This window comes from Methylobacterium sp. 1A (assembly GCF_058072805.1).
Genome location: NZ_JBYQVE010000001.1, coordinates 3,764,343 through 3,788,640, shown reverse-complemented (window position 1 = coordinate 3,788,640; position 24,298 = coordinate 3,764,343). Strand labels below are relative to the sequence as shown.

Genomic DNA, 24,298 nt, shown 5'->3' with positions numbered 1-24,298 from the left:
GACCGCCGGGCGATGCCCGTCCGCGCGGGATGTTGGGGGCGAGCGCGAGAGGCACCGCGCGGGATCGCCCGCGGGCCGGACCGATCTGGTATGGATCGCGCTCGACGCGTCGTACCGAGAGAGGCCGGCGCCCGGGATGCTTGCGCCACGCCCGTTCCGGCGGCGCGCGGGTCCCGTGACCGGACGGGAGATCGCCACATGGCCACGCCCGAGACCCAGGCGCCCTACCGGCTGCAGTGCATGATCCACCGGGAAAGCGCCGGCGGCATCATCATCCACGACGAGCAGATTCCCGGGCCCCTCGTGGAGGCGGCGGTCGCCGCCGCCAAGGCCCGCTTCGCGGAGCTGCGCGCCGGCCGCGCGGGCTCGGCGGCCCTGCGGGATTCCGCCGGGCGGGTGGTCTGGTCGGCCCGGCAGGACGCCGCGACGTCCGGCACCGGGGGATCGGCAGGCCGGTAGGCTTCGGACCGACGCGCCGTCAGGTGAGGTGGCGCGGCTCCAGATCGATCACAGGGCCGCCCACGTCGAAGAACTCGTCCTCGTACGGGAGCGCCTCGTCCAGCTCCTCGGCCTCGCGCCGCCCGAACGGGATGACCGCGGACAGGATCCCGAGGCAGAGCGCGCCGGCAACGAAGGCAATCAGGATCGCGATGCTCATGACGGAACACTCGGGCGTCGCCGGCGGCGGAGTCGGGCCACCGCGAGACTAAGGCCCGGCTCGCGCACGCCGCAACCGAAATCACCGCCCGTTCGCTCCGGATCGCCCAGCCCGCACGGCGGGCGCGGCCGCAGCGCGCGGCACGGGCTCGCCCCGCGATCTCCGGAAGACCGGGAGGCCGCCCCCGGTCGCGGAGCGCGTCCGGGCGATCCGGGACGGGCCTCACCGCGGCGTCGAAACCTGATCCTGCTGCCGGTCGACCGCGTCGCGGACGCCGCGGCCGGCCATGAGGATCTCGGTCATGAACGCCGCGATCGCCGCCACGGTGCAGACCAGCGCCGCTCCGAAGCAGGCGAACAGGACGGACGCGGTCGCCGCGTCGCGCAGCGCGCCGACGAACAGCGTGAGCACGGCAAGACCGATCAGGCCGCCCGCCAGCGAGGCCAGGACCACCGCCACGTCCAGCACGAAGGAGCGCCGCCGCAGGAAGGTCAGCCGGCGGGCGAGGCGGCCGGCCTCGGCTTCCGTCGCCCGGGCGGCCTCCGCCGAGAGGCTGTCGACCTTGTCGGAGATCCGGCCGAGGCGGGTCGAGAACACGTTGAGCAGCGTCGCCAGCGCCGACAGCAGGAAGGCGGGCGCGAGCGCCACCTGGATGATGTGGGCGATGCTGTCGGGCTCGGTCGCGCTGAGGGAGAAGCCGAACATCGGCGGGCTACGCGGGCGGACGCGCCGCGCCCCGCCTCCGCCGGCCGCCGGGACGGACGGCGGCGCGGCTCCGGACCGGGCGGATCACCACAGGAGGCCTTCCGCCTGCAGCCCGGCCACGAGCAGGCACAGCGCCGAGAGGAACGCCACCGCGAGATACGGGGCCGGCGTGTCGGTCATCGAGGCCTCCCGGCCGGCGCGGGGCCGGCATCCCCGATCCCGGTCCGGGCCCGGAGGGCCGGCATCGAAGGCAGCGCGACGGGGTGCATGCGCGTCTCCTGAAATCTCCACCGACGACGAGGCCGGCAGATAGGGCCTGCGGCGCGCCGGAAAAGCCGCGGCCGCCGCGCCGCCCCGGCGCGGCGGCGCCTTCTCCACAGGCCGGGAGACCGGCGCCGCGCCGCCGCCGATCCCCCGCGAGATCTGCCGGTTCCGAGGAGATCGATCCGGCCGCGGCCGCGCGCCAAGACCCGGCGATGCGCGATCAAGACTCGGGCCAGTCGGGCGGCCGGTTTCATCTGTGCAGATCCGCGGCCGGACGCGCGAGTGGTGCCCGCACAGAGGCGCGATGGCGTCCGAAAGCCCCGCAATACGGGACGGGATCGCGCGAGATCTGCGGCGCCGCCCGCACCCGCGCGCCCGGGGATGCGCGGGCACCACCCGTAAATTAATGTTAACCGCTCGCGGGATCGCGATCGGGCTTGCGGGCCGCCGACCGGTAGGATTTATTAAACCTCGAAGCTTCCTGGTTGGTCCTGGGAACGTTCACCGACAAACTGAAGCCCCGTCCGCTCGAGCGCGACGGGGCATTTTGTTTCTGGAAACATTCGGATACCGAAGTTCTTCTCGGGCTAGACCAGTCGATTTCGCGATGTGCTCCAGCGCACCTGGCTGTTTCGGGGTCAAAGACCCGATTCCGAGCTGTTGCAGCGATGCACTATCGCCCCGGCACGTCCTGGCGTTCTGTCCGCCCCGCACACATCCCGCCCAACGGGAGACAGAGGACCAGATGATCAAGAAGCTTCTGCTCGCGAGCGCCGCCACGGCTCTCCTGACCGGCGCCGCCTCGGCCGCCGACCTGCCGCGCCGCGCCGCCCCGCCGCCGGTGTTCACCCCCGTCCCGGTCTTCACCTGGACCGGCGCCTACTTCGGTATCAACGCCGGCTACGCCTTCGACGCCAGCAGCAACAACACCAACAGCTTCGGCGTGCCCGCCCCCTACGGCAACGGCACCACCGCCTTCTTCAGCCAGCGCAACCAGGAAGGCTTCACCGGCGGTGGCCAGGTTGGCTACAACTTCCAGCTCACCCCGGGCTCCGGCATCGTCGTCGGTGTCGAGGCCGACGCCCAGTACCTCGACTTCGGCCGCAGCCGGAACAACGCCTTCCTCGTCGGTCCGCTGGCCCCCGGCTACTACGTCACCGACCCGCGCGGCCTCTCCAGCCTCGACTTCTTCGGCACCGTCCGCGGCCGCATCGGCTACGCCTTCGACCGCGTCCTCGTGTACGGCACCGGCGGCTTCGCCTACGGCTCGGGCAGCGCCGACCGCTCCTTCGGCGGCTTCGCCGGCAACGACAGCTTCCGCACCGGCTACGCGGTCGGCGGCGGCATCGAGTACGCCCTGCCCACCGACTCGTTCCTGAACTTCTTCCGCTCGAACGCCGTGACGCTCAAGGTCGAAGGCCTGTACGTCAACCTCGACCGCAACACCCGCAACCAGGGTGCGTTCGTCATCAACGCCGCCAACAACTTCCCGGTGGTGTACAACAACATCGGCCGCCGCGACGACGAGTTCGCCGTCATCCGCGCCGGCCTGAACTACAAGTTCGGCTCGTACTAAGATCCACCCGCGCGCCGTCCCGACCACCGGGACGGCGCGCGGGCCTCTGGACAGGCCGCATCCCCTCTCGACCTGAGCATCCCCAGCCCGATCAAACTGGCCGCTTGAGCCGAGGAGCGTCCCGGGAGCCATTCCCGGGACGTCTTGCGTCGGGGGCGAGGGCCCGCCGCGGCGCGCCTCAGGCGTGGACCGCGTGCTCCAGCTGCGCCTTCGACATCCGCGACCGGCCGGGCACGTTCTGCGCCCGGGCCTTGCGCATCAGCGCGGCCTTGGTCGTTTCCGCCTTGCCGGACGCCTTGGCGGCAGACTTGCCGGTCGTCTTGCCGGACGTCTTGCCTTTTCCGGACGCCTTGGTGGACTTGCCGTCCTCGCGCGCCGCGGCGGCCTTCTCGGCGGCGGCCTTCGGCTGCTTCGAGAACTGCTTGCCCTTCCGGGTATCGGCGCGCTTCTTGGCCGTGCTGGCGGCGTATTCCGTGTCGGTCAGGCTCTCGCGGGCCTTCTTGGGCAGGTAGCGCTCGCCGGTCTTGCCGCTCTCTTTGCCAGACTTCGTGCCCCACTCCTCGTCGGTCCATTGCTGGAGATGGTTGTCGGCCGACTTTTTGCCGGCGTAGCCGCCGCCTTCCTTCTTGTATTCGGCGGTCGCGATCTGCGCCTTGCGCGCCGACCACTGGCCGGGCTTCCCGCCCTTCTCGGACTTCGTGACCTGCGTCTTGACCTTGTCCCACAGTTTCGGGTCGGTCTTCTTGGCGGTTCCTGACATCGGCGCCTCGTGAAAAAGATTTGGCAGACAACACGGGCCCCGCGGCCGTGTTCCTGCGGCGCGTTCGCCCGACCCGCACCCTCCCGCATCTCCACCCGCGCAGCGTCCGCCGTCGTGGCCGGGGCCGCCGGATACGCCGGCCGCCTGACGGGTTGGCCCTCAGGGGATCAGGCCCATCGCGAGGGATGCAGCATGGCGGACACGCCGGACGACACCCAGGCCGAGCGGATGCCGCACGGCGAGCCGGAGCGCGCGGGCCTGGCCGACAGCCCCCGCGACACCGCAACCGGCACGGTCAGGCCGCAGGACGGCCCGATGGAGCGGGCCGGCACCGAGAAGGAGGAGGCGCGCCAGGGCGGGACCAGCCTCGGCGCGGAGCGCGACCGGCCGGGCGGAGGCCGGGGCTGAGCACCGCCATCGAGACAGCACGCGAGAGAGGAAGACGCAGCATGCAGATCCGGCACAAGCCCCTGCGCGAGCAGGTGATCGTCATCACCGGCGCCTCCAGCGGGATCGGCCTCGCCACGGCCCGGGCGGCCGCCCGCTGCGGCGCCCGCGTCGTGCTGGCGGCCCGGAACGGCGCCGCCCTCGACGACATCGTCCGCGACATCCAGGAGCGCGGCGGCGAGGCCCGGGCCGTCGTGACCGACGTGTCCCGCCGCGAGGATGTCGAGGCGCTGGCCGCAGAGACCGTGCGCGCCTACGGCGGCTTCGACACCTGGGTCAACAATGCCGGTCTCTCGATCTTCGGCCGCCTCGAGGAGGTTTCGGACGAAGACCATCGCCGGCTGTTCGACGTCAATTTCTGGGGGATCGTCTACGGCTCGACGGTGGCGCTGCAGCACCTGAAGCGGACCGGCGGCGCGCTGATCAACCTGGGCTCCGTCGCCTCCGACCTCGCCTTGCCGATCCAGGGCATGTACTCCGCCTCCAAGCACGCGATCAAAGGCTTCACGGACGCGCTCCGGATGGAGCTCCAAGAGGAGGGCGCCCCGGTCTCGGTGACGCTCATCAAGCCGGCCTCGATCGACACGCCGTTCCCGGAGCATGCCCGGAACTACATGGCGCAGGCGCCCAAGCTGCCGCCGCCGGTCTACGACCCTGCCGACGTCGCCGACGCGATCCTGTACGCCGCGGAGCACGGGCCCCGCGACCTCTACGTCGGCGGCGGCGGCAAGCTGATGAGCGCGCTGCGCAAGCGGGTCCCCGCGGCGACCGACTGGATGGGCGCCCAGGTGATGTCGCGGAGCCAGACGGCGGGCGCGGCCGGCAAGCGGCGGGACGGCGCCCTCCACGCGGCCGGCCGCGACGGGGCCGTGCGGGGCGGCTCGCCCCATCACGTCATGCGCAGCGCCTACACCCGGGCCTCGATCAACCCGGTCCTGATCGGGATCCTGCTGGCGGGGGCCACCGCGGCCGCGGCCTCGCTGCTGGGCCGCGCCGACCGCCGCTAGAGCCCCGCCGCGGCGCCCGCCCCCGCGCGGGCGCCGGCCGGAATGTTTGTTTCTAGACGATGATGGCGGAGGTCAGCCGACATTCAGGCCCGATGACCATTCTGACCGGGTCTTGCGCCGGGCCGAACTGGCGCGGAGCCGAACAGAAGGTCTGATGATGATGCACGTGAAGATGATCGCGGCCGCCGCGGCTGTCGTCGGCGGCCTCGGCCTGGCCTCCGCCGGCGCGGCGCCCCTGGCGCCCGCCGGCGCCGATACGCTCACCGGCCCCGCCGCGGTCAGCACCGTCGCCTTCGGCTGCGGCCCCGGCTGGGCGCCCGGCCCGTACGGGCGCTGCCGGCCGATCTACCGGCGGCCGCGCTTCTACGGCCCGCGCTGCTTCTTCCGTCCGACCCCGTGGGGACCGCGGCGCGTCTGCCGCTAAGGTCGCGCAGGCACGCATCCCGACGCGCGGGTCCGGCGCCGAACCGTGACCCGACCCGCGGGTTGATCCAGGGGCAGGTCCCGTCTCCGAGGAGGCGGGGCCTGCCCCTTCCCGTTGGCGGTGATGCGGGCCGGCAGCGCCGGGGATGCCACGACCGGGACCGCGGACGGTCCCGCTCCGGTTGGACATGGCCATGGCCCAGGATCAGAGCGGCGGCGCGAACCCCTCGGCGGCGGAACGGGCGGCGGCCGAGCGCGTCGCCCGCAAGCGCCTCGGTCCGGACGGCTGCCCGGAACCGGCACCCGACCGGCGATCGCCGTCCGGACAGGCCCGCCGGAGCGAGGCCGCGGCGCCGGACCGCCGGGCGCCTCCGGGGCGGCCGGTCGCGACGCGCCACCGGCCCGAGAGGCTTCCCGAGTAGCGCCCCGAGTAGCGCCCCGAACATTCGCGTGCCCGGACGCGGGAATAAAGCCCGCCGCCGCCCGGTTCCCGATTGTGTGGCACAAGGCTGCAGGCAGGAGCGCGAGGGCAGGGACCCCATGGCTTCGCAGGCTCTCGACGGGGCGGGCCCGGCCCAGCCGCCGACATGACGACCCTGGCGCGCGCGCGCTTCAGCCAGCTCGTTCTCCCGCGCTTGGACGAGGGCTACCGGCTCGCGCACTGGCTCACCGGCAACGCCACCGACGCCGAGGACGTGATGCAGGAGGCGTGTCTGCGCGCCTACCGGGCGATCGAGGGGTTCGCCGAGGGCAATGCCCGGGCGTGGTTCCTGACCATTGTCCGCAACACCGGCTATTCCTGGCTGCAGCGGCACCGGCCGCGGGCGGTGGTCTTCGCCGACGACCTCGCCCCCGAGGCCCGCGCCGAGCTGGAGATCGGGGGCGCCCTGACCGAGGTCCCGGAGACGCCCGAGGCGACCCTCATCGCCCGCGACGACGCGGGGCAGCTCGCCCGGGCGGTCGAGGCCCTGCCGGTGGCCTTCCGCGAGGCGCTGGTCCTGCGCGAGTACCACGGCCTCAGCTACCGGGAGATCGCCACGGTGACGGGGGTCCCGATCGGGACCGTGATGTCGCGCCTCGGCCGCGCGCGGCAGCACCTGCTTGCACGGCTCGCGAAGGACGGGCGATGACCGACGACGAGACCCTCCTGCTCCTCAGCGCCTACGCGGACGGCGAGCTGTCGCCCGGCGAAGTCCTGGCCATGGAGCGCCGTCTCGCGGCGGATCCCGACGCGTGGGCCCTGGCGGAACGCCTCCGCGACCTCTCGGCCACCCTGCGCGGGCCCCTCGCGGGGCCGCCCGCCCCGGAATCCCTGCGGGCGCGCGTGATCGAGCAGATCGGCTTCACCGACCCGCCCCCGTCGCGCGGCCGCCTCGGAGGCCCGCTCGGGACCCGGCTCGGGTCCTGGGTCGGGACCTGGGTCGAGGCCTGGCTCGAATCCTGGCGCAGATCCCGGCAGGCGCTGGCCGCGACGCTGCTCGTCGGCCTCGTCGGCGGGGCCGCGCTCGGCAGCGGGATCGTCTATCTCGACCGCCCCGACGGCGCCCCGGATACCGGCGCGGCCGTGCTCGCCGGCCATCTCCGCGGCCTCGCGGCGCCCCAGCCCTTCGACGTCGCCTCCTCGGACCGGCACGTGGTGAAGCCCTGGTTCAACGGCCGGACCACCCTCGCGCCCGAGGCCCCCGACCTGTCCGACAAGGGCTTCCCGCTGGTCGGCGGCCGGGTCGACATCGTCGGCGGAACCCCCGTGCCGACCCTGGTCTATCGCCGCGACAGGCACGTCATCAGCGTCACGGTGGTCCCCGCCGCCGACGGCCCCGGCGCCGGCGAGGAGCGGCGCGACGGGTCCACGATCGAGCGCTGGCACCTCGGCGACCTCACCTACTGGGCGGTCTCGGACCTCAACCGGCGCGACCTGCGCGCCTTCGCCGACCTGTTTCAGTCCCGGACCGGGGGCCCGCCGGGATAAGGCGGGAATAAGGGACGCCAGTTTCGGGTTATTACTGATATCGTGATGTCGATCCGGCGAGGATCCCAGCGTGATCAGTCAATCCCACCTGCACACCCGCAGAGCCGAAACGATATCCGGGATCGGCTCCGCCCAGGAGCGGCGGGTTCAGGCCGGCGGCACCCCGGCCTTCCCGGACCCGACCCTCGTGGAGGCGGCGCTCCATCTCCTGGCGGAGCATCTCGAGCAGGGGCTGGCGGTGACCGACCGGTACGGGCGGGCCCATTTCCTGAACCGCGCGGCGCAGGCCTTCGTCACGCGCGGCCTCCTGTGCCTGGAGCACGGCGGCCTGCGCGGCGCGACGCCCGAGGACAGCGCGGCGCTGCGCCGGGTCATCGCCCGCTGCGCCGCGGGCCATCGCGGCGGCTCGGTGCGATTGGAGGGCGCGGGCGGGACGCTCCTGGTCGCCGCCTCGGCGATTCCTGGGACGCTCGGCCCGATCGGCGAGGGCGCGGTTCTCCTGCGTCTCACCGACCCCGGGACCCCGCGCCTGCCGGATCCCGGCATTCTCCAGGACCAGTTCGGCTTCACGCCCGCGGAGGCGGCCCTGGCCGTCGACATCCTGGCCGGGAACGACCTCGCGGCGAGCGCGACGCGCCGCCGGATCACCCGGAACACGGCGCGCGTGCACCTGCGCCACCTGTTCGAGAAGACGGGGACGCGCCGCCAGGCCGAGCTGGTGCGCCTGCTCCTGCTCTGCCCGCAGCCGATCGCGGACGCCTAGCGCACTCCGGCAAAAATATTCGCGCCGCGCGCCACCCTTAATCCGAACGGAGGATGCGCATAGTCCGCATTAAAGCGACGCTGATCCGGCCGATCGTGGACAAACCACGGATCTTTCGGCGCAACGGAGGCTGGATCATGATCCTCTCGTTCCTGAAATCTGCCCGGAAGAGCCGCATCGCGGCGCGAAATCTTCGCATTCTCTCGGCCCTCGACGACGAGATGCTGAGCGACATCGGCCTCGACCGGCGCACACTCCGCACGTTCTGCGAGAACGGCTGCGCGCACGTGCCGCCGCCGCCGAGCCAGGCCGAGACGCCCCGGGCCCTGATGATACCCGGTGGGCTCGGGATCGCCTTCCGCTGAACGCCCGCCGCACCGCCCGCTGCACCGCCTCGGGTCCGGCCGGACCGCTCAGATCTCGACGCAGATCTTGCCGAAGTGACGGTTGCTCTCCTGGTGGCGGAACGCCGCGACGAGGTCGTCGAGGGGGAAGCGGCGGTCGATGACCGGCCGCAGCCCGCAGGCGTCGATGCCGCGGATCATCTCGATCTGGTGGCGCCGGCTGCCGACCAGCACGCCCTGCAGCCGGATCTGCTTCAGGAGCGCCGGCACCAGCGGCAGCTCGCCCGCGACCCCCGAGAGGATTCCGATCACCGAGACGTGGCCGGCGACCCGCGCGGCGGCCATGGACTGCTCCAGCGTCGCCGGGCCGCCGACGTCGAGGACGTGGTCGACGCCGCGCCCGTCGGTCAGGCGCCGGGCGGTCTCGCCCCAGGCCGGGTCGGTGCGGTAGTTGATGACGTGGTCGGCGCCGAGACCGCGCAGGCGCTCCAGCTTGGCGTCGCTGGAGGAGGTGGCGATCACCGTGGCCCCCGCCGCCTTGGCGAATTGCAGGCCGAACAGCGACACGCCGCCGGTGCCCTGCACCAGCACCACGTCGCCGCTCTTCAGGCCGGCATCGGCGTGCAGCGCCCGCCACGCGGTGAGCGCGGCGGTGGTCAGCGTCGCCGCCTCGGCGTGGTCCCAGCCCCGCGGGGCGCGGGTGAAGGCGGTGGCGGGCGCGGTTACGCCCCCGCGGGCGTAGCCGTCGACCCCGTCGCCCGGCACGGTGGCGAAGCCCTCGACGCGCGGCGTGCCCTCCAGCCAGGTCGGGAAGAACGTGCTGACCACCCGGTCGCCCACGGCGAACTCGGTCACGCCCGGCCCCACGGCCTCGACCTCTCCGGCCCCGTCGGACATCGGGATGCGCGGCTCGCTCGGGCCCCACATCCCGCTGACCACCGCGTAGTCGTGGTAGTTGAGGGAGCTCGCCCGCAGGCGGACGGTGATCGCGCCGGGCCCGGGCTCCGGCACGGGCCGCTCGCCGAAGGTCACCGCGTCGAAGCCGCCGCCGGGCTGGACGATCACGGCCCGGGCTGTCGATCCGGTCATGGTGCACCTGTCGCTCCGCGGCCTCGGCCGCCGGGAGGCGGACACTGGCAGGCCCGGCGCGCGCCGTCGAGACGACGGGGCCGGGCCGTCCGCCGCGGGGCGGGGAGGGCGGCCCGCGCCGCGCGCCCGCAACCCCGTCCCGCCCGCGCCGCCCTTGCCGCTGCGCCGCGCCGGCGCCAAGGTCGCGGATCCCATCCCGTCCGTAGAGGGAGGACAGACCGTGTCGACCGAGCGCGTCGTTCTGACCGAAAGCATAGCGCCGACAGCGTCCAGGATCTTCACCCAGGCCGGGATCGGCGCCATCCGGCAGCTGTCGCGCGCGGTCAGCCCCGGGGACGCCGGCGAACTGGCCGACGTCACCGTCCTCGGCATCCGCTCGCGCACGCAGGTCACCGCCGCGCTTCTCGACGCCCTGCCCGACCTCGCCGCCATCGGCTGCTTCAGCGTCGGGACCAACCAGGTCGACCTCGAGACGGCGCGCGCCCGCGGCCTGCCCGTGTTCAACGCGCCGTTCTCGAACACGCGCAGCGTCGCCGAACTGACGATCGGCGAGATCGTGATGCTGCTCCGGCGCATCGTGCCGCGCTCGGTCGCGGCCCATGAAGGCGGCTGGGACAAGTCGGCCACCGGCGCCTTCGAGGTGCGCGGCAAGACGCTCGGCATCGTCGGTTACGGCAATATCGGCGCGCAGCTCTCGAACCTCGCCGAGGCGATGGGCATGCGCGTCATCTTCTACGACCTCACCGACAAGCTGCGCCACGGGAACACCGAGCCGGCCGAGAGCTTCGAGGCCCTGCTCGCCGTGAGCGACGTGGTCAGCCTGCACGTCCCGGAGACGCCGCTGACTCACGGGCTGATGGGCGCGGAGCGGATCCGCGCGATGAAGCCGGGCGCCTACCTGATTAACAACAGCCGCGGCACGGTCGTGGACCTGGACGCCCTGGCGGTGGCTCTGCGCGACGGTCACCTCGCCGGGGCCGCGATCGACGTCTTCCCGGTGGAGCCGACCTCCAACGCCGAGCGCTTCGTCTCGCCCCTGCAGGGGCTGCCGAACGTGATCCTCACCCCCCATGTCGGCGGCTCGACCGAGGAGGCCCAGGACCGCATCGGCGCGGAGGTGGCCCGCAAGCTGGTCGACTACGTCCAGACCGGCTCGACGCTCGGCGCCGTGAACTTCCCGCAGGTCCAGCTGCCGCCGCGCCTGTCGGGTGCGCGGTTCCTCCACGTGCACCGGAACGTGCCCGGCGTGCTCGGGCAGATCAACGCTATCTTCTCGGGCCGGTCGCTCAACATCGACGCGCAGTACCTGCAGACGGACGGCGAGTTCGGCTACGTCGTGGTGGACGCGTCCGTGCCGCCGGGCGAGGCGGACGCGGTGCTCCGCGCGCTGCGGGCCATCGACGGCACGGTGCGGACGCGGCATCTCCGGCCGGCGGCGTGAGGATCCGCGCGCCGCGCCGGACGTCGGCGACGGGTCGCGCGGATCCTCACGCCCGCAGGGCAGGGTTCGGCGCGGACACGACGCCCCCGCGCCCGCCGGCCGGCGACGCGCCGGTCACGGTCGCGGCAGGGTGTGCAGCGCTCGCAGGAAGGCGTCGACCTCCGCGCGGGTGTTGTAGAAGGCGAGCGAGGCCCGCACCGACTGGTCGACTCCGAACCGGCGCAGGGCCGGCAGGGCGCAGTGGTGGCCCGAGCGCACCGCGATGCCGTGACCGTCGAGGTGGTGGGCCACCGCCTCGTTCGTCTGCCCCTCGATCACGAAGGACATCACGCTCGCCTTCTCCCAGGCCGTGCCGATCAGGCGCAGGCCCTTCACGTCGGCGAGCCCGCCCTGCGCGTAGCCCAGGAGGTCGTGCTCGTAGGCGGCGATCGCCGGCATGCCGATAGCCGCGAGGTAGTCGAGCGCCGCTCCGAGACCGACCGCCCCGGCGATGTCGGGTGTGCCCGCCTCGAACTTCTCGGGCGCGCCCTTGTAGACGGTCTTCGCGAAGGTGACGTCCTCGATCATGTGGCCGCCGCCCTGCCAGGGCGGCATCGCCTCCAGCAGGTGGGTCTTGCCGTAGAGCGCGCCGATGCCCGTCGGCCCGAACACCTTGTGGCCGGAAAAGACCAGGAAGTCCGCGTCGAGGGACTGCACGTCCAGCGGCATGTGCGGCGCGGATTGCGCCGCGTCGACCAGCACCGGCACCCCGTAGGCGTGGGCGAGCTGGATGATCTCCCGCACCGGGTTCACGGTGCCGAGCGCGTTGGCCACCTGCGTCACCGAGACGATCTTGGTCCGGCCGGAGAGCAACGCCGCGTATTGCTCGAAGATGATCTCGCCCCGATCGTTGACCGGGATCACCCGGAGCGTCGCCCCGGTCTGCTGCGCCAGCAGCTGCCAGGGCACGATGTTGGCGTGGTGCTCGATGGTCGAGACGATGATCTCGTCGCCCGGGCCGACATTGGCCCGGCCGTACGAGTTCGCCACGAGGTTGATCGCCTCCGTGGTGCCCCGCAGGAAGACGATGTCGTCCTTCGTGGGCGCGTTGAGGAAGCGGCGCACCGCCGCGCGGCCGCCCTCGAACAGGTCGGTGGCGCGCGCCGCCAGAGTGTGGGCGGCCCGGTGGATGTTCGAGTTGTGCCGAGCGTAGAACTCCGAGGTCGCGTCGATCACCCCTTGCGGCTTGTGGGTGGTGGCGGCGTTGTCGAGCCAGACCAGCGGGTGGCCGTTGACGCTCTGGTGCAGGGCCGGGAAGTCCCGGCGGACATGCTCCACGTCGAAGGGCGCCGCCACCGGGCTCGCCCCCTGCGCGGCCAGGCGCGGCGCCGGGCCCGGGTCGCGGGCCGGTTCCACCCGGGGGCTCGCCGGCGCCCTGCGGGCCGGGCCGGGGCCGAGGTTCAGGAAGTAGTAGTCGCCGGCCGACGCCTCGGGCACCCGGGACAGATGGCCGGTCCGGGCGAAGCGCTCCTGCGCCGCATCGCGGCCGGCCTTCGACGGGTCGGCCGGCACGAGAGTCGGCGCGAGGGCGTGCGCGAAGGCGTTGGCGCGGGGATGGTCCGCGGCGATCTGCCGGTGCAGCTCCGGACCGCCGGGCAGGGCGGCCGCCAGCGCCGGGGCGCTGGCGAAGGAGAAATCGGGCAGCACGGGGCGCGGGCTCGCCGGGTGGACCGGCGGGATCGCCCCGACATCGGCGAGGGCCGGGCTCGCGGGTGCGAGGTTCGGCACGGTCGGGCCGGAGAGGCCCGGCAGGCCGACCGGCGGCGCCCCGAAGGAGCGCGCCGCCAGCGCGGAGGCGTCGGGCGGCAGGCCGGCGGGCTGGCCGCCCGCTGGGGCGGAAGGGACGCCCAGGGGCGCACTCGGCAGCGGCGCGCCGCCCGGGCCCTGGGGCAGGCTCTCGAGGGCCTGCGGGACCTGGGGGCCGGCGGGGAGCGCCGGCGCGAAGGGCCGGCTCGCGGCCTGACCCTGCCCGTAGATCTCCCGGGCGAGGCGTCCGACGAGATCCGCGTGGGCCAGCTCGCCCGGGCTCGCCCCGGGCAGCCCGAGGGCGACAGCCTCAGGCGTAGTCATGGTAGTTGCCCAGCAGCACGTTATCGAGGCGGGCGATCGCGTCCTCGACCAGCACGGCGGCCGAGAAGTAGCGGGTCACGAGGTGCGAGGCGATCGAGTGGTCGTTGGTGCCCATGTAGCGCACCGACAGGCCGGGCTCGATCTCGCCGGTCACGCCCGATTTCTGCAGGCCGACCACGCCCTGCTCGCCCTCGCCGACGCGCAGCAGCAGGATCGAGGTGGTCTCGGCCCCGGTCACCGGGTCGAGGTCGATCGGCAGCTTGTCGCTCGGCACCAGCGGCACGCCGCGCCACGTGATGAACGGCGCGCCGAACAGGTGGACGACGACCGGCGGCACGCCGCGGCGGGTCGCCTCCCGGCCGAAGGCCGCGATGGCGCGGGGATGGGCCACGAAGAAGGCGGGCTTCTTCCAGACCAGGGTCAGCAGCTCGTCGAGGTCGTCCGGGGTGGGCGGGCCGCCGCGGGTGGGGATGCGCTGGCGCGGGCCGACCTCGCCGAGAAGGCCGAACTGCGCGTTGTTCAGGAGCTCCCACTCCTCGCGCTCCTTCACGGCGTCGACCGTGAGGCGGATCTGCTCGCGGAGCTGGTCGATCTCGTTGGAGTAGAGATCGGTGACGCGGGTATGGGTGTTGAGGATCGTCTGGATGGTCGAGAGGTGGTACTCGCGCGGATCGACCTCGTAGTCCACGAAGGTCGTCGGCAGGCGCGGCTCGCCGGTATGGACCGCCAGCAGCTCGATCCCCTGCTCGCCGTAGGAGTTGGTGTGACCTTTGAGGCGGTCGCGCTCCTCGCGGTACTGCGCGATCTTGGCGCGGATCTCCTCGCTCTCCACCGCGGCGGCGTCGAGGGTCAGGAGGGTCACGGCCGACAGGGCCTTCACGGCCGGGGCGGGCGCGCGCTCACCGGCGAGGCCCGCATCGCCGAAATAGTCGCCCTTCGTGGCGAGCCCCTGGCGCAGGCGACCCTTGTAGGGGCCCGACAGGGTCAGCTCGACGGTGCCGTCGGCCACCACCGTGAGGCTGCGGCCGGCGGAGCCCTCCTCGTGGATCACCGTTCCGGCCTTGTGCCGGCTCTCGGTGAACTTGGCCGCCAGCGCCGCCAGCTCGGCATCGCCCAGCCGGCTGAACAGCGGCACGGCCCGCAGGGAGGCGGGACGGATCACCTTGCCGTCCCCCTTGTCCTCGGCGACGAGATCGATCCGGCCGGGGCGGGCCAGCACGACGGCGCGGCGGTTGACGCGGTAGACCCCGCCCGCCACGTCCACGAAGGGCAGGAGCCGGAGCAGCCAGCGCGGCGTGTTGGCCGCGTTCTGGACCGAGGTGACGGTCGCCGTCGCAAGATTGCGTGCCGCCGTGGCGCTCACGCTCAGACCCGGTCCACTCATCGTTCGTCCTCACTCCATCCAGGATTTCAGGCGCGCCGCGCCGATCCGCGCGGCGGCGGTGCGCCCCGCAGCCTGTGCGGGGCGGACGCAAGTCGTTCCGATCAGAACGCGACGACGATCGCTACTTGAGCGGCCGCACCGTCAATCAAATCATGTATTCTCTAGCAGTCCGACAGCCATCGTCGAACGCTCGGCCGGGCCGACTTCATCGTTGTTCCGGCGATGTCTGGATAAAGTCTGATTCGCCCAAGGGTCAACGGAATGATGTCCCTATTTTTCATCGATTCGTAGAAATGGATCCCGTGGTATGCACGACGAACAGGACACGACCGTCCTCAGACAGGCATGTCAGAGAACTTAATTCTACGGAGTCGCGCCCGGCGGCGGCGCCCGGACGACTTTGTTGTCAGGAAAAATCTTTCGCGCGTCTCAGATGCCGTCCCCGTAGCCGAAGGACTGGTCCATGCTGAGCGCCGGCTCCTCGTCGACGGGCAGGCGCGAGACGACCCGGGCCGGCACGCCCGCCACAGTCGTGTGGGGCGGCACGTCCTGCAGCACCACCGCGGCGGCCGCGACCTTGGCGCCCGCCCCGACGCGGATGTTGCCCAGCACCTTGGCGCCGACGCTGAGCAGCACCCCGCGCTCGATCTTGGGATGCCGGTCGCCGCTCTCCTTGCCGTTGCCCCCGAGCGTCACCGACTGGAGGATCGAGACGTCGTCGGCGATCACCGTGGTCTCGCCGATCACCACGCCGGTGGCGTGGTCGATGAACACCCCCGAACCGATCCGGGCCGCCGGGTGGATGTCGCAGCCGAACACCTCGGAGATCCGGCTCTGGACGTGCAGCGCCAGGGTCGCCCGGCCCCGGTGCCAGAGCCAGTGGCCGACCCGGTACGCCTCGAGCGCGGCGAGTCCCTTGTAGAACAGGAACGGGTCGAGGTAGCGGCGGCAGGTCGGGTCGCGCTCACGGATCGCCACGAGGTCGCGCACCGCGTGGGCGCCGGCCTGCGGGTCGGCCTCGAAGGCCGAGAGGCACAGGTCGCGCATCGACAGGCGAGCGAGGTCGCCGTCCCCGAGCCGGTGGGCGAGGCGGTAGGCGAGGGCCTGGGCCAGCGAGCGCTGGTCGAGGATCGTCGCCTGGATGATCCCCGCATAGAGGGGCTCCTCGATCAGGGCCGCCTCGGCCTCGGCGCGCAGGGCGGCCCAGACTTCGGCCTCCGCGGTGCTGCGGCTCGTGATGCGCAGGGGCGGCTGGACCACGGCCATCGTGGCGCCCGCGGCGGGCAGGGCAGCGTGATGCATCGGTCGTCGCCGATCACGGCAGGGGGCGGAACGGGCCGGGCCGGCCGCGCTCCAGGGCGTCGTGCCCCTGGACCGTCACGCCCACATTGGCCGGGGCGTCGCCCCGCATCATCGTCCCCGGGGCCATGGTGTCGTCTCCCTCGAACCGGTCGCGGTAGCGGCCCGATTCCGCCGCCGGCGGCGCCGGCGAGAAGTCTCTTCCGGATGCCCCGGCCCGGCGGAGAAGGTTTCGACCGCACGAGCGCGTTGCCGGAGCATTGTTTCGCTAAGTTGTTGTTACAAAATGATATTCAGGCATCGCGCCGGCTTTGGCAAGTCCCGGGAGCCGGCCGTCGCCGACCGGCACCGGCGATCGATCGCGGCCGCGATCCGGGCATATCTCCGCCGACCCCGTGCTTCTGCTCCGGCTCGCGGCTTCGACGAACAACCTGCGCTGCAAGTCCTCGCCAATTTGGCAGCACATTCTCGGGCCTGGCGTCTACATTGACGGCGTCGACATACAGTCGATGCGGAGCCCAACGGAGGTTTGCCGTGATCACCAGCAAGGAACGGTTCGCCCGGATGACTGCGCCGTGTCTGCCGTGTTGCCGCGTCCAAGAGGAGGAGAGCGCACGACATCAGACACGCGAGGCGACCACCGATGCTGACCTATGACACGACCCGGAACACCCGTCCCGACCTGAGCCCCGAACCGGCCGCCGCCCTCGGCCGGGCCCTGTCCCGGAGCGTCCGCTCCCATCCCTCCCACGAACGCGCCGCCCTCGCGAGCGCCCTCGACGACGGCCTGATGCCCGACGAGGTCGCGCAGATCCTCGCCGGCCGCCCGGTGGCCGAGGCCTTCCCGATCCGCTGGGGCGAGAGCCCGGAAGCCTACGCGTCCCGGGCCGTGTCCGAGATGTTCGTCGCCTACCTCCAGTAGGCGCGTCGCTGCCGGCCGCGCCGGCCTCTCCGACCACGAACGATGGAAACCTGCCATGTCGGTCTTCCCCCGCGGGTGGAGGCGCTGGACGGGGACGGCCGCCTGCGCGCTCGCCCTGGCGCCCGCCCTGGCGCTCGGTGCCGCCGGCCCGGCCGCGGCCGGAAACCCGCCGAAGGGCCGCGGCGCGGCCGGCGTGCCGGACGTCCCGGCCCGGCTCACGGTCGGGCCGGGCGGACGGGACCTGAGGCTCGCGGGCGATCTCGCGGCCGGGGTCGCCGCGCGGGTCCGGGCCATCCTCGCCGCGCACCCGCGGATCGCCCGGATCCATCTCACGAGCGACGGCGGCCTCGTGGAGGAGGGGGCGGCGATCGGGGCGCTCGTGGCGGCCCGCGGCCTCGCCACCTACGTCCCCGACGCCTGCGCCTCGGCCTGCACGCTGATCTTCATCCGCGGCCGGACGCGCTACCTCGCGACCGGCGGCCGGCTCGGCTTCCACGCCCCCTACGAGATCGGGGCGCGGGGCCGGATGCACCCGGTGGATTCCGCGCCGGAGCGGGCGGCCTACCGGGCCGCCGGCCTGCCGGCGGCCTTCGTGACGCGGGCGCTGGCGGTGCCCCCGGCCGGGATCTGGATCCCGACGGACGGGGAGCTGCGCGCGGCCGGCATCGTCACCGAGGTCGTCGGACCGGACCGCTTCCCCGATTCCACCCTGGACGCGGATCCGAGCGCGGCCGGGGCGCGGGCCGCGATCCTGCGGAACCTGCCGATCCTGCGCCAAGCCGAGGCGGCGGGGCTCGACCCGATCGCCCGGTGGTACCGGGACGGCTACGCCGCCGGCCGGCCGGAGGCGGAGGCCGCCGCGGGGTTGAGGTGGATGGCCGCCGGCTACCTGCAGCGGCGCTTCCGGTCGGCCGACGACGCCGTCGTCCGCGCCCTGGGCCAGCGGATCCTGGCGACGCTGGAGCGGGCCGGCGCGGGGGACGCGGCGGCCTGCGGCCTCCTCGCGGCCGGCGACCTCGTGGCGCTCGACGCGCGGCTGCGGGCCGAGCGGCCCGCGTCGCACGGGCTCGCCCCGCTCCTCGCCCGGACACGGGCCGCGCGGCCGGACGGGGCGGCCGCGCCCGCCGCGGATCCGGGCACCGCGCGGTCGATGGCCGCAGCGGCGGCCCCCTCGGGCGACTGCGCCGCCCGGATCGCCGCGACGCGGCGGGCCCTCGACCTTGCGGCCCGCGAATCGGCCGCCGCGCTGCGGGCCGTGTTCCTCACGGAGCCGCAGCGGATCCTGGCGAGCCGCGACGGGCCGTAGCGGCCCGCCGACCCTCGACACGCCGCGCCGGCGCCTATCTTCGCACCCGCGGCACGCCCCGGACGGGCGCCGGCCGCGGGGAGATGGGGGTTCGACGGATGCCGGATTATCGCCTGCGCGGGGCGGTCCGTGGCGAGGATGGTGAGATCGGCGCGCCGCGCGTCGACGAGGTGCTCACGGCCGCGGACGCGAAGGAGGCGGTGCGCCTCGCCAACAGCCGCTCGCTGACGATCGAGGACGACGCGGTGAACGCCCTGTGGCTGGTCGACGCCCACGGTACCCTGCTCTGGTCCCTGCGCCGGGCCGACCGGGAATCCTGACGCGAGGCCTGATGCGAGGTCTGACGCGGGCCGGCACCGTCAGCCCGATGCGCGGCGGCCCGTCTCCGGCAGCGCGGCGGCCCCGGCATCGTCGGCGCCCCCGAGATACAGGGACCGGACGTCGTCCCGCGCCCGCAGGGACGCGGCGGTGCCGGCCAGCGCGCTGCGCCCGTTCTCCAGCACCACGGCATGGTGGGCGTGGCGCAGGGCGAGGTGGACGTTCTGCTCGGCCACCAGCAGGGTCAGACCCTCGGCGCGGTTCAGGCCGGCGAGCACTCGGTAGATCTCCTCGACCACGCGGGGAGCGAGCCCCATGGACGGCTCGTCGAGGACGAGCAGCCGGGGCCGCCCCATCAGCGCCCGGCCGATCGCCGCCATCTGCTGCTCGCCGCCCGAGAGCAGGCCGGCGGCGACGCCCCGCTTCGCGGCGAGCCGCGGGAACAGGCCGTAGACCCGGTCCAGATCGGCGCGCACGCCGCCGCGGCCCGTACCGCGCCCGAGCCCGCCCGCCACGAGGTTTTCCTGGACGCTCAGGCTCCGGAAGCAGTGGCGCCCCTCCAGCACGCCGACGAGCCCGGCGCGGACGAGGACGTCGGTCCGGGTCCGCGTCACGTCGCGCCCGTCATAGGCGAGGCGCCCGGCCGTGACCCGGCCGCGCAGGGCCGGCAGCAGGTTCGACACCGCCCGCAGCAGGGTCGTCTTGCCGGCGCCGTTGGCGCCGACCAGGGCGACGATCTCCCCCGCCCGGACCGCGAGGTCGACGCCGTGCAGGGCGTGCACCGCCCCGCCGTAGACGACCTCCAGGGCCTCGACCTGCAGGAGGGGCAGCGCGGTGCTCACCGGGCGCTCACCGGGCCGCCGCGGCGGCCTGCTTGCCGGCCGCGTCCGCGGCCTCCTCGGCGGCGCAGTCGCGCGGGGTGATGCCGCGCTCCTTGGCGTAGGCGGTCGCGGACGCCTCGATGATCGGGCGCAGGCTCGCCCAGTCGGGGGCGATCCAGTCGGACACCACGGTCCACTTCGCCCCGTCCCATTGCTGGAAGGTGACGCGGCCCTCGCCCTCGTGGTTGGCGCAGGTGACGTTGATCGAGTGGAACAGGCCCTTGGCGCCGAGCGCCGCCACCCGGGCCTCGTCGAGGCGCAGGTGCTCGAAGCCCCAGCGCACCTCGTCGCCGGTGAGCGTCCGCTGGCCGAACCGCGCTTGCGCGATGCGCACCGCCTCGACGTTGAGGATGCCGTTCAGCACCCCGAGATTGTGGTAGACGCTGCCGATCCGCTTCCGGTCGGCGAGGTTGCCGTTGCCGGCCCCGTAGACCCTGCCGACGACCTCCTGGATCACCGGGTAGGCGGTGCCCGAGGCCTGGGTCGTGATGGCGACGTAGCCCTTGGCGGCGTCACCGGCCGGGATCACGTCCTCCTCCGAGTTCGACCAGACATTGCCGACGATGCGGTCGGCCGGGAAGCCGGTCTTCTGGGCGGTCTTCAGGGCCACCGGATTCATCACGCCCCAGCCGCGCAGCACCACGAAGTCGGGCCTCAGGCGCCGGATCGTGAGCCACTGCGACTGCTGCTCGTTGCCGGGATGGGGCACCTCGATCTGCGCGACGGTGAAGCCGTAGCGCTCGGCGAGCCGCGCGTAGATCGGGATCGTCTCCTTACCGTAGGGCGAGCCGTGGTAGAGCACCGCGACGGTCTTGCCCTTCAGCTTGTCGAGGCCGCCCGCGCGGGTGCCGAGATACTGGATGATGCCGCTCGTCTCGCTGTAGGGGTTGAGCAGCAGCGGGAACACGTAGGGGAAGACGCGCCCGTCGGTGGAGTCGGTGCGGCCGTGGTTGATCGTGATCAGCGGCACCTTGTCGGCGGTGATGCGGTCGATCATCGCGTAGGCGATGCCCACCGAGAGCGGGTTCCAGGCGGCGATGCCGGGCCGGGACTTCAGCCGCTCGTAGACCTCGACGCCGCGCTCGACCTCGTACTGGGTCTCGCCCTCGCTCCAGGTGAGCTTGACGCCGTTCACCCCGCCGTCGCGGGCGTTGATCAGGTTGAGATAGTCGATGAAGCCGCCGAAGAAGCCGGTCCCGCCGGCCGCGTAGGGGCCGACCCGGTAGCTCTGGAGCGGGAAATACTGCTCGTCGGCCCAAGCGGCCCGGGGGGCCGCGCCGGCGAGCGCGACGGTGCCGGCGAGGAGCGCGGCGCGGAGACGGGTCGTCAGGGGCATGGTCGTCCTGGGGTTGGTCGGGCGGGGAGGGGATCAGGCCGCGCGGCGGCCGAGGCGGCGGCCCGCCCGGTCGAGGAGGGCGGCGAGGCCGGCGGGCTCGCGGATCAGCACGGCGACGATCAGGGCGCCGAGCACGACGCGCTGGACCATCTCCAGGGTGCCGGAATCGAACCCGTCGCCGAGCAGCGCCGCGCCGAGGCGCGACAGGAGCAGGGGCAGCACCACGATGAAGCCCGCGCCCAGGAAGGCGCCGCGCAGGGTGCCGAGGCCGCCGATGATCACGATGAACAGGATCTGGAAGGAGCGGTCGAGGTTGAACCCCGCCGGCTCGACGGTGCGCAGATACGCGAAGGCCCAGAGCGCCCCGGCGATCCCGATCACGAAGGACGAGGCCGCGAAGGCCAGGAGCTTGGTCCGGGCGACCCGCACGCCGACGAGGCGGGCGGCGGTCTCGTTGTCGCGGATCGCCACGAGGTTCCGCCCCGTGGGCGAGGTCACGAGCCTCCACGCGACGAAGGTCAGCAGCGTGACCACCGTGAGCGTGACCAGGTAGCGGCCGCGCGGGTCGTCGAAGGACAGGCCGGCCACCGCCAGCCGGGGGGCGGTGACGATGCCCGAGGGGCTGTCGTCGGAGATCCAGCCGATCCGGTTCAGCGCCCAGGCCACGAAGAACTGCACGGCGAGCGTCGAGACCGCGAGGTAGAAGCCCCGCAGGCGCAGGGCCGGCAGCCCCGCCACCAGCCCGGCGAGCGCCGCCACGAGGCCGGCGAGCAGGAGCGACGCCGGGAGCGGCAGGCCGGGCAGGCGCAGCGACAGGTTGAAGGCCGCGTAGGCCCCGACCGCCATGAAGGCGGCCGAGCCCAGGGAGAGCAGCCCGGCATAGCCGGTGAGCAGATTGAGCCCGAGGCCGGCCAGCGCCAGGGCCAGGAACGGCGTCAGCAGCGCCTCGAACAGGTAGCTCGTGCCGGTGAGCGGAAGGATCCCGTAGGCCAGGACCAGCAGGGCGCCGAGGCCGAGGGTCCCGGCGGGCAGGTGCGGGCGCGGCACGGCGCGGGGGAGGGCCACCACGGCGGCTCAGACCCGCTCGACGGCGCGCAGGCCGAGCAGGCCCGACGGCCGGACCAGCAGGAAGCCCAGGGCCGCCACGTAGGCGATCCAGCCCTCGATGCCGCCGCCGATGACCGGCCCGAGATAGACCTCGGACAGCTTCTCCGCCGCGCCGACGAGCAGCCCGGCCACGATCGCCCCGGCGACGGAGTCGAAGCCGCCGAGCACGAGCACCGGCAGCGCCTTCAGCACCACCAGCGACAGGGAGAACTGCACGCCGAGCCGCGCCCCCCAGAGCAGCCCCGCCACCAGCGCGACGATCCCGGCGGCGATCCAGACCGCCGACCAGATCCGGGGCAGGCGCAGGCCGGTGTTGAGGGCGGCGAGCGGATCGTCCGCCACCGCCCGGAAGGCGAGGCCGGTGCGGGTGTAGCGGAAGAAGGCGGCGAGGACCGCCACCATCAGGCCCGCCACCGCGGCGGCGAACAGGTCGAACCGGCTGACCAGCACGCCGCCGAGATCGATCGGCGTGTCGTCGATGCCGAGGTCGAGGCCGTGGACCTGGGTGCCCCAGGCGAGCTGGGCCGCGCCCTCGATCACGTAGGCGACGCCCAGCGTCGCCATGAACAGGGTGATGGGCGGCTGGTTGACGAGCGGCCGCAGCACCAGGCGCTCCACGCCGAGACCGACCACCACCATCGCGGCGAGCGTCGCGGCCAGGGCCGCCGGGACGGGCAGGCCGCGCTCGGTCAGGCTCACGAAGGTGAGGGCGGCGAACAGCACCATCGCGCCCTGGGCGAAGTTGAGCACGCCCGAGGTCTTGTAGATCAGCACGAAGCCGATCGCCACGAGGGCGTACATGACGCCCGACAGGAGGCCGCCGACGACAACCTCGATCAGGAAGGCGAGATCCGGGCTCATGCGGCGGCCGCGTCCCCGTCTTCGGCCGCGTCTCCATCCGCGTCTCCATCCGCGGCGGCATCCGCCTCCCCGTCCGCGAGCCCCAGATAGGCCGCGATGACCGCCGGGTCCGCCCGCACCTCCGCGGGCGTGCCGGTGGCGATGCGGCGGCCGTGATCGAGCACGGTCACCCGGTCGGAGAGGCGCATGACGACGCCGATATCGTGCTCGATCAGGACGATCGCGGCCCCGGACCGATCCCGCGCCGCCCGGATGAAGCCGGTCATCTCGGCCTTCTCGGTCGCCGTCATGCCGGCCATCGGCTCGTCGAGGAGCAGGAGCCGCGGCCCGGCCACCAGGGCCCGGCCGAGCTCGACCCGCTTCTGGAGCCCGTAGGGGAGGCTGCCGGCGAGGCGGTCGGCCACCGCCGCGAGGCCGAGGCGTCCGATCACCGCCTCGGCGGCGGCGCGGTGGGCGCGCGCCTCCCGCCGGGCGGAGGGCAGGCCCAGGATCTGGGCCGCGGGCCCAGCGCGCCGCGCGGCTGAGAGCCCCGCGAGGACGTTGTCGCGCACGCTCAGGCCCGCGAACAGGGCGAGGTTCTGGAAGGTTCGGGCGACGCCCAGCGCGGCGAGCCGCCCGGCCGGCACCCGGGCGAAGCTCTCCGCGCCGAGCCGCACCCGCCCGGCCCGCGGCGCGTAGAGGCCGGTGATCGCGTTGATCAGCGAGGATTTGCCGGCGCCGTTCGGCCCGATCACGGCGTGGATCTCGCCGGCCCCGACCGCGAGGTCGATCTCCGCGAAGGCGACGGTGCCGCCGAAGGCGAGGGACAGCCCCTCGACCGACAGGACCGCGTCCGCCCGGTCCCGGTGCGGGCCGCCGCCGGGGCCTGCCGCCGGGCGGGCGGCGGGCCGGGGGAGGGGGGGTCGCCCGTCCCGGACCGGGCGGACGAGGCGCAGCGCAGGCTGCATGGGCAGGAATCCGTCCACGATAGGCCGTCCGCTGCGGCGCGAACCGGCGGAACCCGTTGAGAGAAGGCGAGGAACAGGACGACGACGTGTCCCGAGCCGATATTCCGGCACTCCCGCCCGTCAAATCGTGCTCCGCCGGGCCCACGAAGTCAAAAGCACAGTCTTTTCAATTTCGACACGACGCGCGAACATTCTCCCTCCGGGAGAGTCCGGCGCGGGATCACTGCCCTAGTCCTCGCGATGGGCCGCCCGAACCGCCGAGATATTGCCGCCTCGCGACGGTGACGGGCCCGGATCCGGGCGATTCGGCCAGGTGCGGCGGGCGGAAAGACACCTTACGGTAGCACAAACTAATCTGCGTAAGTATTCATGGCTTGAAACA

26 protein-coding genes are annotated in these 24,298 nt (G+C 73.3%); 14 read left to right on the top strand and 12 right to left on the bottom strand.

From position 1 onward, the window contains the following. The first annotated feature begins 198 nt into the window (after positions 1–198). Entirely contained in the window at positions 199–459 is a 261-nt protein-coding gene (locus ACX9MN_RS18320) for a hypothetical protein (RefSeq protein WP_020095110.1), read from the top strand. Between the two features lie 19 nt (positions 460–478). Here the strand turns inward: ACX9MN_RS18320 and ACX9MN_RS18315 are convergent, their stop codons facing one another. Next, complete coding sequence (locus ACX9MN_RS18315; protein WP_020095111.1) at positions 479–658, bottom strand: hypothetical protein; 180 nt, start codon at positions 656–658, stop codon at positions 479–481. Between the two features lie 222 nt (positions 659–880). After that, positions 881–1,363: a DUF2721 domain-containing protein gene (locus ACX9MN_RS18310; protein ID WP_020095112.1), complete on the bottom strand. Its 483-nt coding sequence runs from the start codon at positions 1,361–1,363 to the stop codon at positions 881–883. A gap of 1,009 nt (positions 1,364–2,372) precedes the next feature. Here ACX9MN_RS18310 and ACX9MN_RS18305 point away from each other — a divergent pair. Beyond that, positions 2,373–3,203 carry an outer membrane protein gene (locus ACX9MN_RS18305; protein WP_489725015.1) on the top strand — a complete coding sequence of 277 codons (831 nt, stop codon included), beginning with the start codon at positions 2,373–2,375 and terminating at the stop codon, positions 3,201–3,203. 178 nt (positions 3,204–3,381) lie between these two features. Here ACX9MN_RS18305 and ACX9MN_RS18300 read toward each other — a convergent pair whose 3' ends face one another. Further along, positions 3,382–3,963, bottom strand: a complete 582-nt coding sequence (locus ACX9MN_RS18300) for a hypothetical protein (protein ID WP_020095115.1) — start codon at positions 3,961–3,963, stop codon at positions 3,382–3,384. A 192-nt stretch (positions 3,964–4,155) separates the two neighbouring features. Here ACX9MN_RS18300 and ACX9MN_RS18295 point away from each other — a divergent pair, with 192 nt between their 5' ends. From ACX9MN_RS18295 to ACX9MN_RS18260, 8 genes are all read left to right on the top strand, one after another. Further along, positions 4,156–4,371, top strand: a complete 216-nt coding sequence (locus ACX9MN_RS18295; RefSeq protein ID WP_020095116.1) for a hypothetical protein — start codon at positions 4,156–4,158, stop codon at positions 4,369–4,371. 41 nt (positions 4,372–4,412) lie between these two features. After that, the gene (locus ACX9MN_RS18290) at positions 4,413–5,417 is read left to right on the top strand and encodes an SDR family oxidoreductase (protein WP_489725014.1); all 1,005 of its coding nucleotides are present in this window, start codon (positions 4,413–4,415) and stop codon (positions 5,415–5,417) included. A gap of 157 nt (positions 5,418–5,574) precedes the next feature. Further along, entirely contained in the window at positions 5,575–5,841 is a 267-nt protein-coding gene (locus ACX9MN_RS18285) for a GCG_CRPN prefix-to-repeats domain-containing protein (protein WP_026605238.1), read from the top strand. A gap of 193 nt (positions 5,842–6,034) precedes the next feature. Further along, complete coding sequence (locus ACX9MN_RS18280; protein ID WP_245274569.1) at positions 6,035–6,262, top strand: hypothetical protein; 228 nt, start codon at positions 6,035–6,037, stop codon at positions 6,260–6,262. Between the two features lie 165 nt (positions 6,263–6,427). Further along, positions 6,428–6,970 carry a sigma-70 family RNA polymerase sigma factor gene (locus ACX9MN_RS18275; protein ID WP_020095120.1) on the top strand — a complete coding sequence of 181 codons (543 nt, stop codon included), beginning with the start codon at positions 6,428–6,430 and terminating at the stop codon, positions 6,968–6,970. Next, on the top strand, positions 6,967–7,809 hold the full coding sequence (locus ACX9MN_RS18270; RefSeq protein ID WP_020095121.1) for an anti-sigma factor family protein: 843 nt from the start codon (positions 6,967–6,969) through the stop codon (positions 7,807–7,809). Before ACX9MN_RS18275 ends, ACX9MN_RS18270 begins: the two co-directional genes overlap by 4 nt. Positions 7,810–7,879: 70 nt before the next feature. Beyond that, positions 7,880–8,572 carry a helix-turn-helix transcriptional regulator gene (locus tag ACX9MN_RS18265; RefSeq protein WP_020095122.1) on the top strand — a complete coding sequence of 231 codons (693 nt, stop codon included), beginning with the start codon at positions 7,880–7,882 and terminating at the stop codon, positions 8,570–8,572. A 137-nt stretch (positions 8,573–8,709) separates the two neighbouring features. Further along, positions 8,710–8,937: a YjiS-like domain-containing protein gene (locus ACX9MN_RS18260; RefSeq protein WP_020095124.1), complete on the top strand. Its 228-nt coding sequence runs from the start codon at positions 8,710–8,712 to the stop codon at positions 8,935–8,937. Between the two features lie 48 nt (positions 8,938–8,985). Here the strand turns inward: ACX9MN_RS18260 and ACX9MN_RS18255 are convergent, their stop codons facing one another. Continuing rightward, a complete protein-coding gene (locus tag ACX9MN_RS18255; protein ID WP_020095125.1) occupies positions 8,986–10,005 on the bottom strand; it encodes a zinc-dependent alcohol dehydrogenase family protein in 1,020 nt (339 codons plus the stop codon). A 220-nt stretch (positions 10,006–10,225) separates the two neighbouring features. On the opposite strand from ACX9MN_RS18255, the gene serA reads away from it, so the two are divergent. Further along, positions 10,226–11,446: a phosphoglycerate dehydrogenase gene (gene serA / locus ACX9MN_RS18250; RefSeq protein ID WP_020095126.1), complete on the top strand. Its 1,221-nt coding sequence runs from the start codon at positions 10,226–10,228 to the stop codon at positions 11,444–11,446. Positions 11,447–11,560: 114 nt separating this feature from the next. Here the strand turns inward: serA and ACX9MN_RS18245 are convergent, their stop codons facing one another. From ACX9MN_RS18245 to cysE, 3 genes are all read right to left on the bottom strand, one after another. After that, the gene (locus ACX9MN_RS18245) at positions 11,561–13,555 is read right to left on the bottom strand and encodes a family 2A encapsulin nanocompartment cargo protein cysteine desulfurase (protein ID WP_020095127.1); all 1,995 of its coding nucleotides are present in this window, start codon (positions 13,553–13,555) and stop codon (positions 11,561–11,563) included. Then, positions 13,542–14,939, bottom strand: a complete 1,398-nt coding sequence (locus tag ACX9MN_RS18240) for a family 2B encapsulin nanocompartment shell protein (protein ID WP_026605239.1) — start codon at positions 14,937–14,939, stop codon at positions 13,542–13,544. The genes ACX9MN_RS18245 and ACX9MN_RS18240 overlap by 14 nt, the downstream gene beginning before the upstream one ends. Positions 14,940–15,368: 429 nt before the next feature. After that, entirely contained in the window at positions 15,369–16,241 is an 873-nt protein-coding gene (gene cysE, locus ACX9MN_RS18235; RefSeq protein ID WP_020095129.1) for a serine O-acetyltransferase, read from the bottom strand. 640 nt (positions 16,242–16,881) lie between these two features. Between cysE and ACX9MN_RS18230 the strand changes: the two genes are divergently transcribed. The 3 genes from ACX9MN_RS18230 (at position 16,882) to ACX9MN_RS18220 (ending at position 18,786) form a co-directional block, all read left to right on the top strand. Beyond that, positions 16,882–17,160 carry a hypothetical protein gene (locus ACX9MN_RS18230; protein WP_020095131.1) on the top strand — a complete coding sequence of 93 codons (279 nt, stop codon included), beginning with the start codon at positions 16,882–16,884 and terminating at the stop codon, positions 17,158–17,160. Positions 17,161–17,215: 55 nt separating this feature from the next. Next, on the top strand, positions 17,216–18,466 hold the full coding sequence (locus tag ACX9MN_RS18225) for a hypothetical protein (RefSeq protein ID WP_020095132.1): 1,251 nt from the start codon (positions 17,216–17,218) through the stop codon (positions 18,464–18,466). Between the two features lie 98 nt (positions 18,467–18,564). Further along, positions 18,565–18,786, top strand: a complete 222-nt coding sequence (locus ACX9MN_RS18220) for a hypothetical protein (protein WP_020095133.1) — start codon at positions 18,565–18,567, stop codon at positions 18,784–18,786. Positions 18,787–18,825: 39 nt separating this feature from the next. Here the strand turns inward: ACX9MN_RS18220 and ACX9MN_RS18215 are convergent, their stop codons facing one another. From ACX9MN_RS18215 to ACX9MN_RS18195, 5 genes are read right to left on the bottom strand one after another with little or no spacing between them, the layout of a single operon-like run. Further along, the gene (locus ACX9MN_RS18215; protein ID WP_020095134.1) at positions 18,826–19,626 is read right to left on the bottom strand and encodes an ABC transporter ATP-binding protein; all 801 of its coding nucleotides are present in this window, start codon (positions 19,624–19,626) and stop codon (positions 18,826–18,828) included. Positions 19,627–19,633: 7 nt separating this feature from the next. Further along, positions 19,634–21,001, bottom strand: coding sequence for an ABC transporter substrate-binding protein (locus tag ACX9MN_RS18210; RefSeq protein WP_205833566.1), 1,368 nt, complete (start codon positions 20,999–21,001; stop codon positions 19,634–19,636). Positions 21,002–21,034: 33 nt separating this feature from the next. Continuing rightward, the gene (locus ACX9MN_RS18205; protein WP_020095136.1) at positions 21,035–22,069 is read right to left on the bottom strand and encodes a branched-chain amino acid ABC transporter permease; all 1,035 of its coding nucleotides are present in this window, start codon (positions 22,067–22,069) and stop codon (positions 21,035–21,037) included. A 6-nt stretch (positions 22,070–22,075) separates the two neighbouring features. Next, complete coding sequence (locus ACX9MN_RS18200) at positions 22,076–22,969, bottom strand: branched-chain amino acid ABC transporter permease (protein WP_020095137.1); 894 nt, start codon at positions 22,967–22,969, stop codon at positions 22,076–22,078. Next, positions 22,966–23,916: an ABC transporter ATP-binding protein gene (locus ACX9MN_RS18195; protein ID WP_020095138.1), complete on the bottom strand. Its 951-nt coding sequence runs from the start codon at positions 23,914–23,916 to the stop codon at positions 22,966–22,968. The genes ACX9MN_RS18200 and ACX9MN_RS18195 overlap by 4 nt, the downstream gene beginning before the upstream one ends. Positions 23,917–24,298: the final 382 nt, after the last annotated feature.

What these genes read in the sequence shown, in the direction of transcription:
- ACX9MN_RS18320 (WP_020095110.1), top strand. Translation starts at nt 199, where the DNA reads ATGGCCACGCCCGAGACCCAGGCGCCCTACCGGCTGCAGTGCATGATC.
- ACX9MN_RS18315 (WP_020095111.1), bottom strand. Translation starts at nt 658, where the DNA reads ATGAGCATCGCGATCCTGATTGCCTTCGTTGCCGGCGCGCTCTGCCTC.
- ACX9MN_RS18310 (WP_020095112.1), bottom strand. Translation starts at nt 1,363, where the DNA reads ATGTTCGGCTTCTCCCTCAGCGCGACCGAGCCCGACAGCATCGCCCAC.
- ACX9MN_RS18305 (WP_489725015.1), top strand. Translation starts at nt 2,373, where the DNA reads ATGATCAAGAAGCTTCTGCTCGCGAGCGCCGCCACGGCTCTCCTGACC.
- ACX9MN_RS18300 (WP_020095115.1), bottom strand. Translation starts at nt 3,963, where the DNA reads ATGTCAGGAACCGCCAAGAAGACCGACCCGAAACTGTGGGACAAGGTC.
- ACX9MN_RS18295 (WP_020095116.1), top strand. Translation starts at nt 4,156, where the DNA reads ATGGCGGACACGCCGGACGACACCCAGGCCGAGCGGATGCCGCACGGC.
- ACX9MN_RS18290 (WP_489725014.1), top strand. Translation starts at nt 4,413, where the DNA reads ATGCAGATCCGGCACAAGCCCCTGCGCGAGCAGGTGATCGTCATCACC.
- ACX9MN_RS18285 (WP_026605238.1), top strand. Translation starts at nt 5,575, where the DNA reads ATGATGCACGTGAAGATGATCGCGGCCGCCGCGGCTGTCGTCGGCGGC.
- ACX9MN_RS18280 (WP_245274569.1), top strand. Translation starts at nt 6,035, where the DNA reads ATGGCCCAGGATCAGAGCGGCGGCGCGAACCCCTCGGCGGCGGAACGG.
- ACX9MN_RS18275 (WP_020095120.1), top strand. Translation starts at nt 6,428, where the DNA reads ATGACGACCCTGGCGCGCGCGCGCTTCAGCCAGCTCGTTCTCCCGCGC.
- ACX9MN_RS18270 (WP_020095121.1), top strand. Translation starts at nt 6,967, where the DNA reads ATGACCGACGACGAGACCCTCCTGCTCCTCAGCGCCTACGCGGACGGC.
- ACX9MN_RS18260 (WP_020095124.1), top strand. Translation starts at nt 8,710, where the DNA reads ATGATCCTCTCGTTCCTGAAATCTGCCCGGAAGAGCCGCATCGCGGCG.
- ACX9MN_RS18255 (WP_020095125.1), bottom strand. Translation starts at nt 10,005, where the DNA reads ATGACCGGATCGACAGCCCGGGCCGTGATCGTCCAGCCCGGCGGCGGC.
- ACX9MN_RS18245 (WP_020095127.1), bottom strand. Translation starts at nt 13,555, where the DNA reads ATGACTACGCCTGAGGCTGTCGCCCTCGGGCTGCCCGGGGCGAGCCCG.
- ACX9MN_RS18240 (WP_026605239.1), bottom strand. Translation starts at nt 14,939, where the DNA reads ATGAGTGGACCGGGTCTGAGCGTGAGCGCCACGGCGGCACGCAATCTT.
- cysE (WP_020095129.1), bottom strand. Translation starts at nt 16,241, where the DNA reads ATGCATCACGCTGCCCTGCCCGCCGCGGGCGCCACGATGGCCGTGGTC.
- ACX9MN_RS18230 (WP_020095131.1), top strand. Translation starts at nt 16,882, where the DNA reads ATGCTGACCTATGACACGACCCGGAACACCCGTCCCGACCTGAGCCCC.
- ACX9MN_RS18225 (WP_020095132.1), top strand. Translation starts at nt 17,216, where the DNA reads ATGTCGGTCTTCCCCCGCGGGTGGAGGCGCTGGACGGGGACGGCCGCC.
- ACX9MN_RS18220 (WP_020095133.1), top strand. Translation starts at nt 18,565, where the DNA reads ATGCCGGATTATCGCCTGCGCGGGGCGGTCCGTGGCGAGGATGGTGAG.
- ACX9MN_RS18210 (WP_205833566.1), bottom strand. Translation starts at nt 21,001, where the DNA reads ATGCCCCTGACGACCCGTCTCCGCGCCGCGCTCCTCGCCGGCACCGTC.
- ACX9MN_RS18200 (WP_020095137.1), bottom strand. Translation starts at nt 22,969, where the DNA reads ATGAGCCCGGATCTCGCCTTCCTGATCGAGGTTGTCGTCGGCGGCCTC.
- ACX9MN_RS18195 (WP_020095138.1), bottom strand. Translation starts at nt 23,916, where the DNA reads ATGCAGCCTGCGCTGCGCCTCGTCCGCCCGGTCCGGGACGGGCGACCC.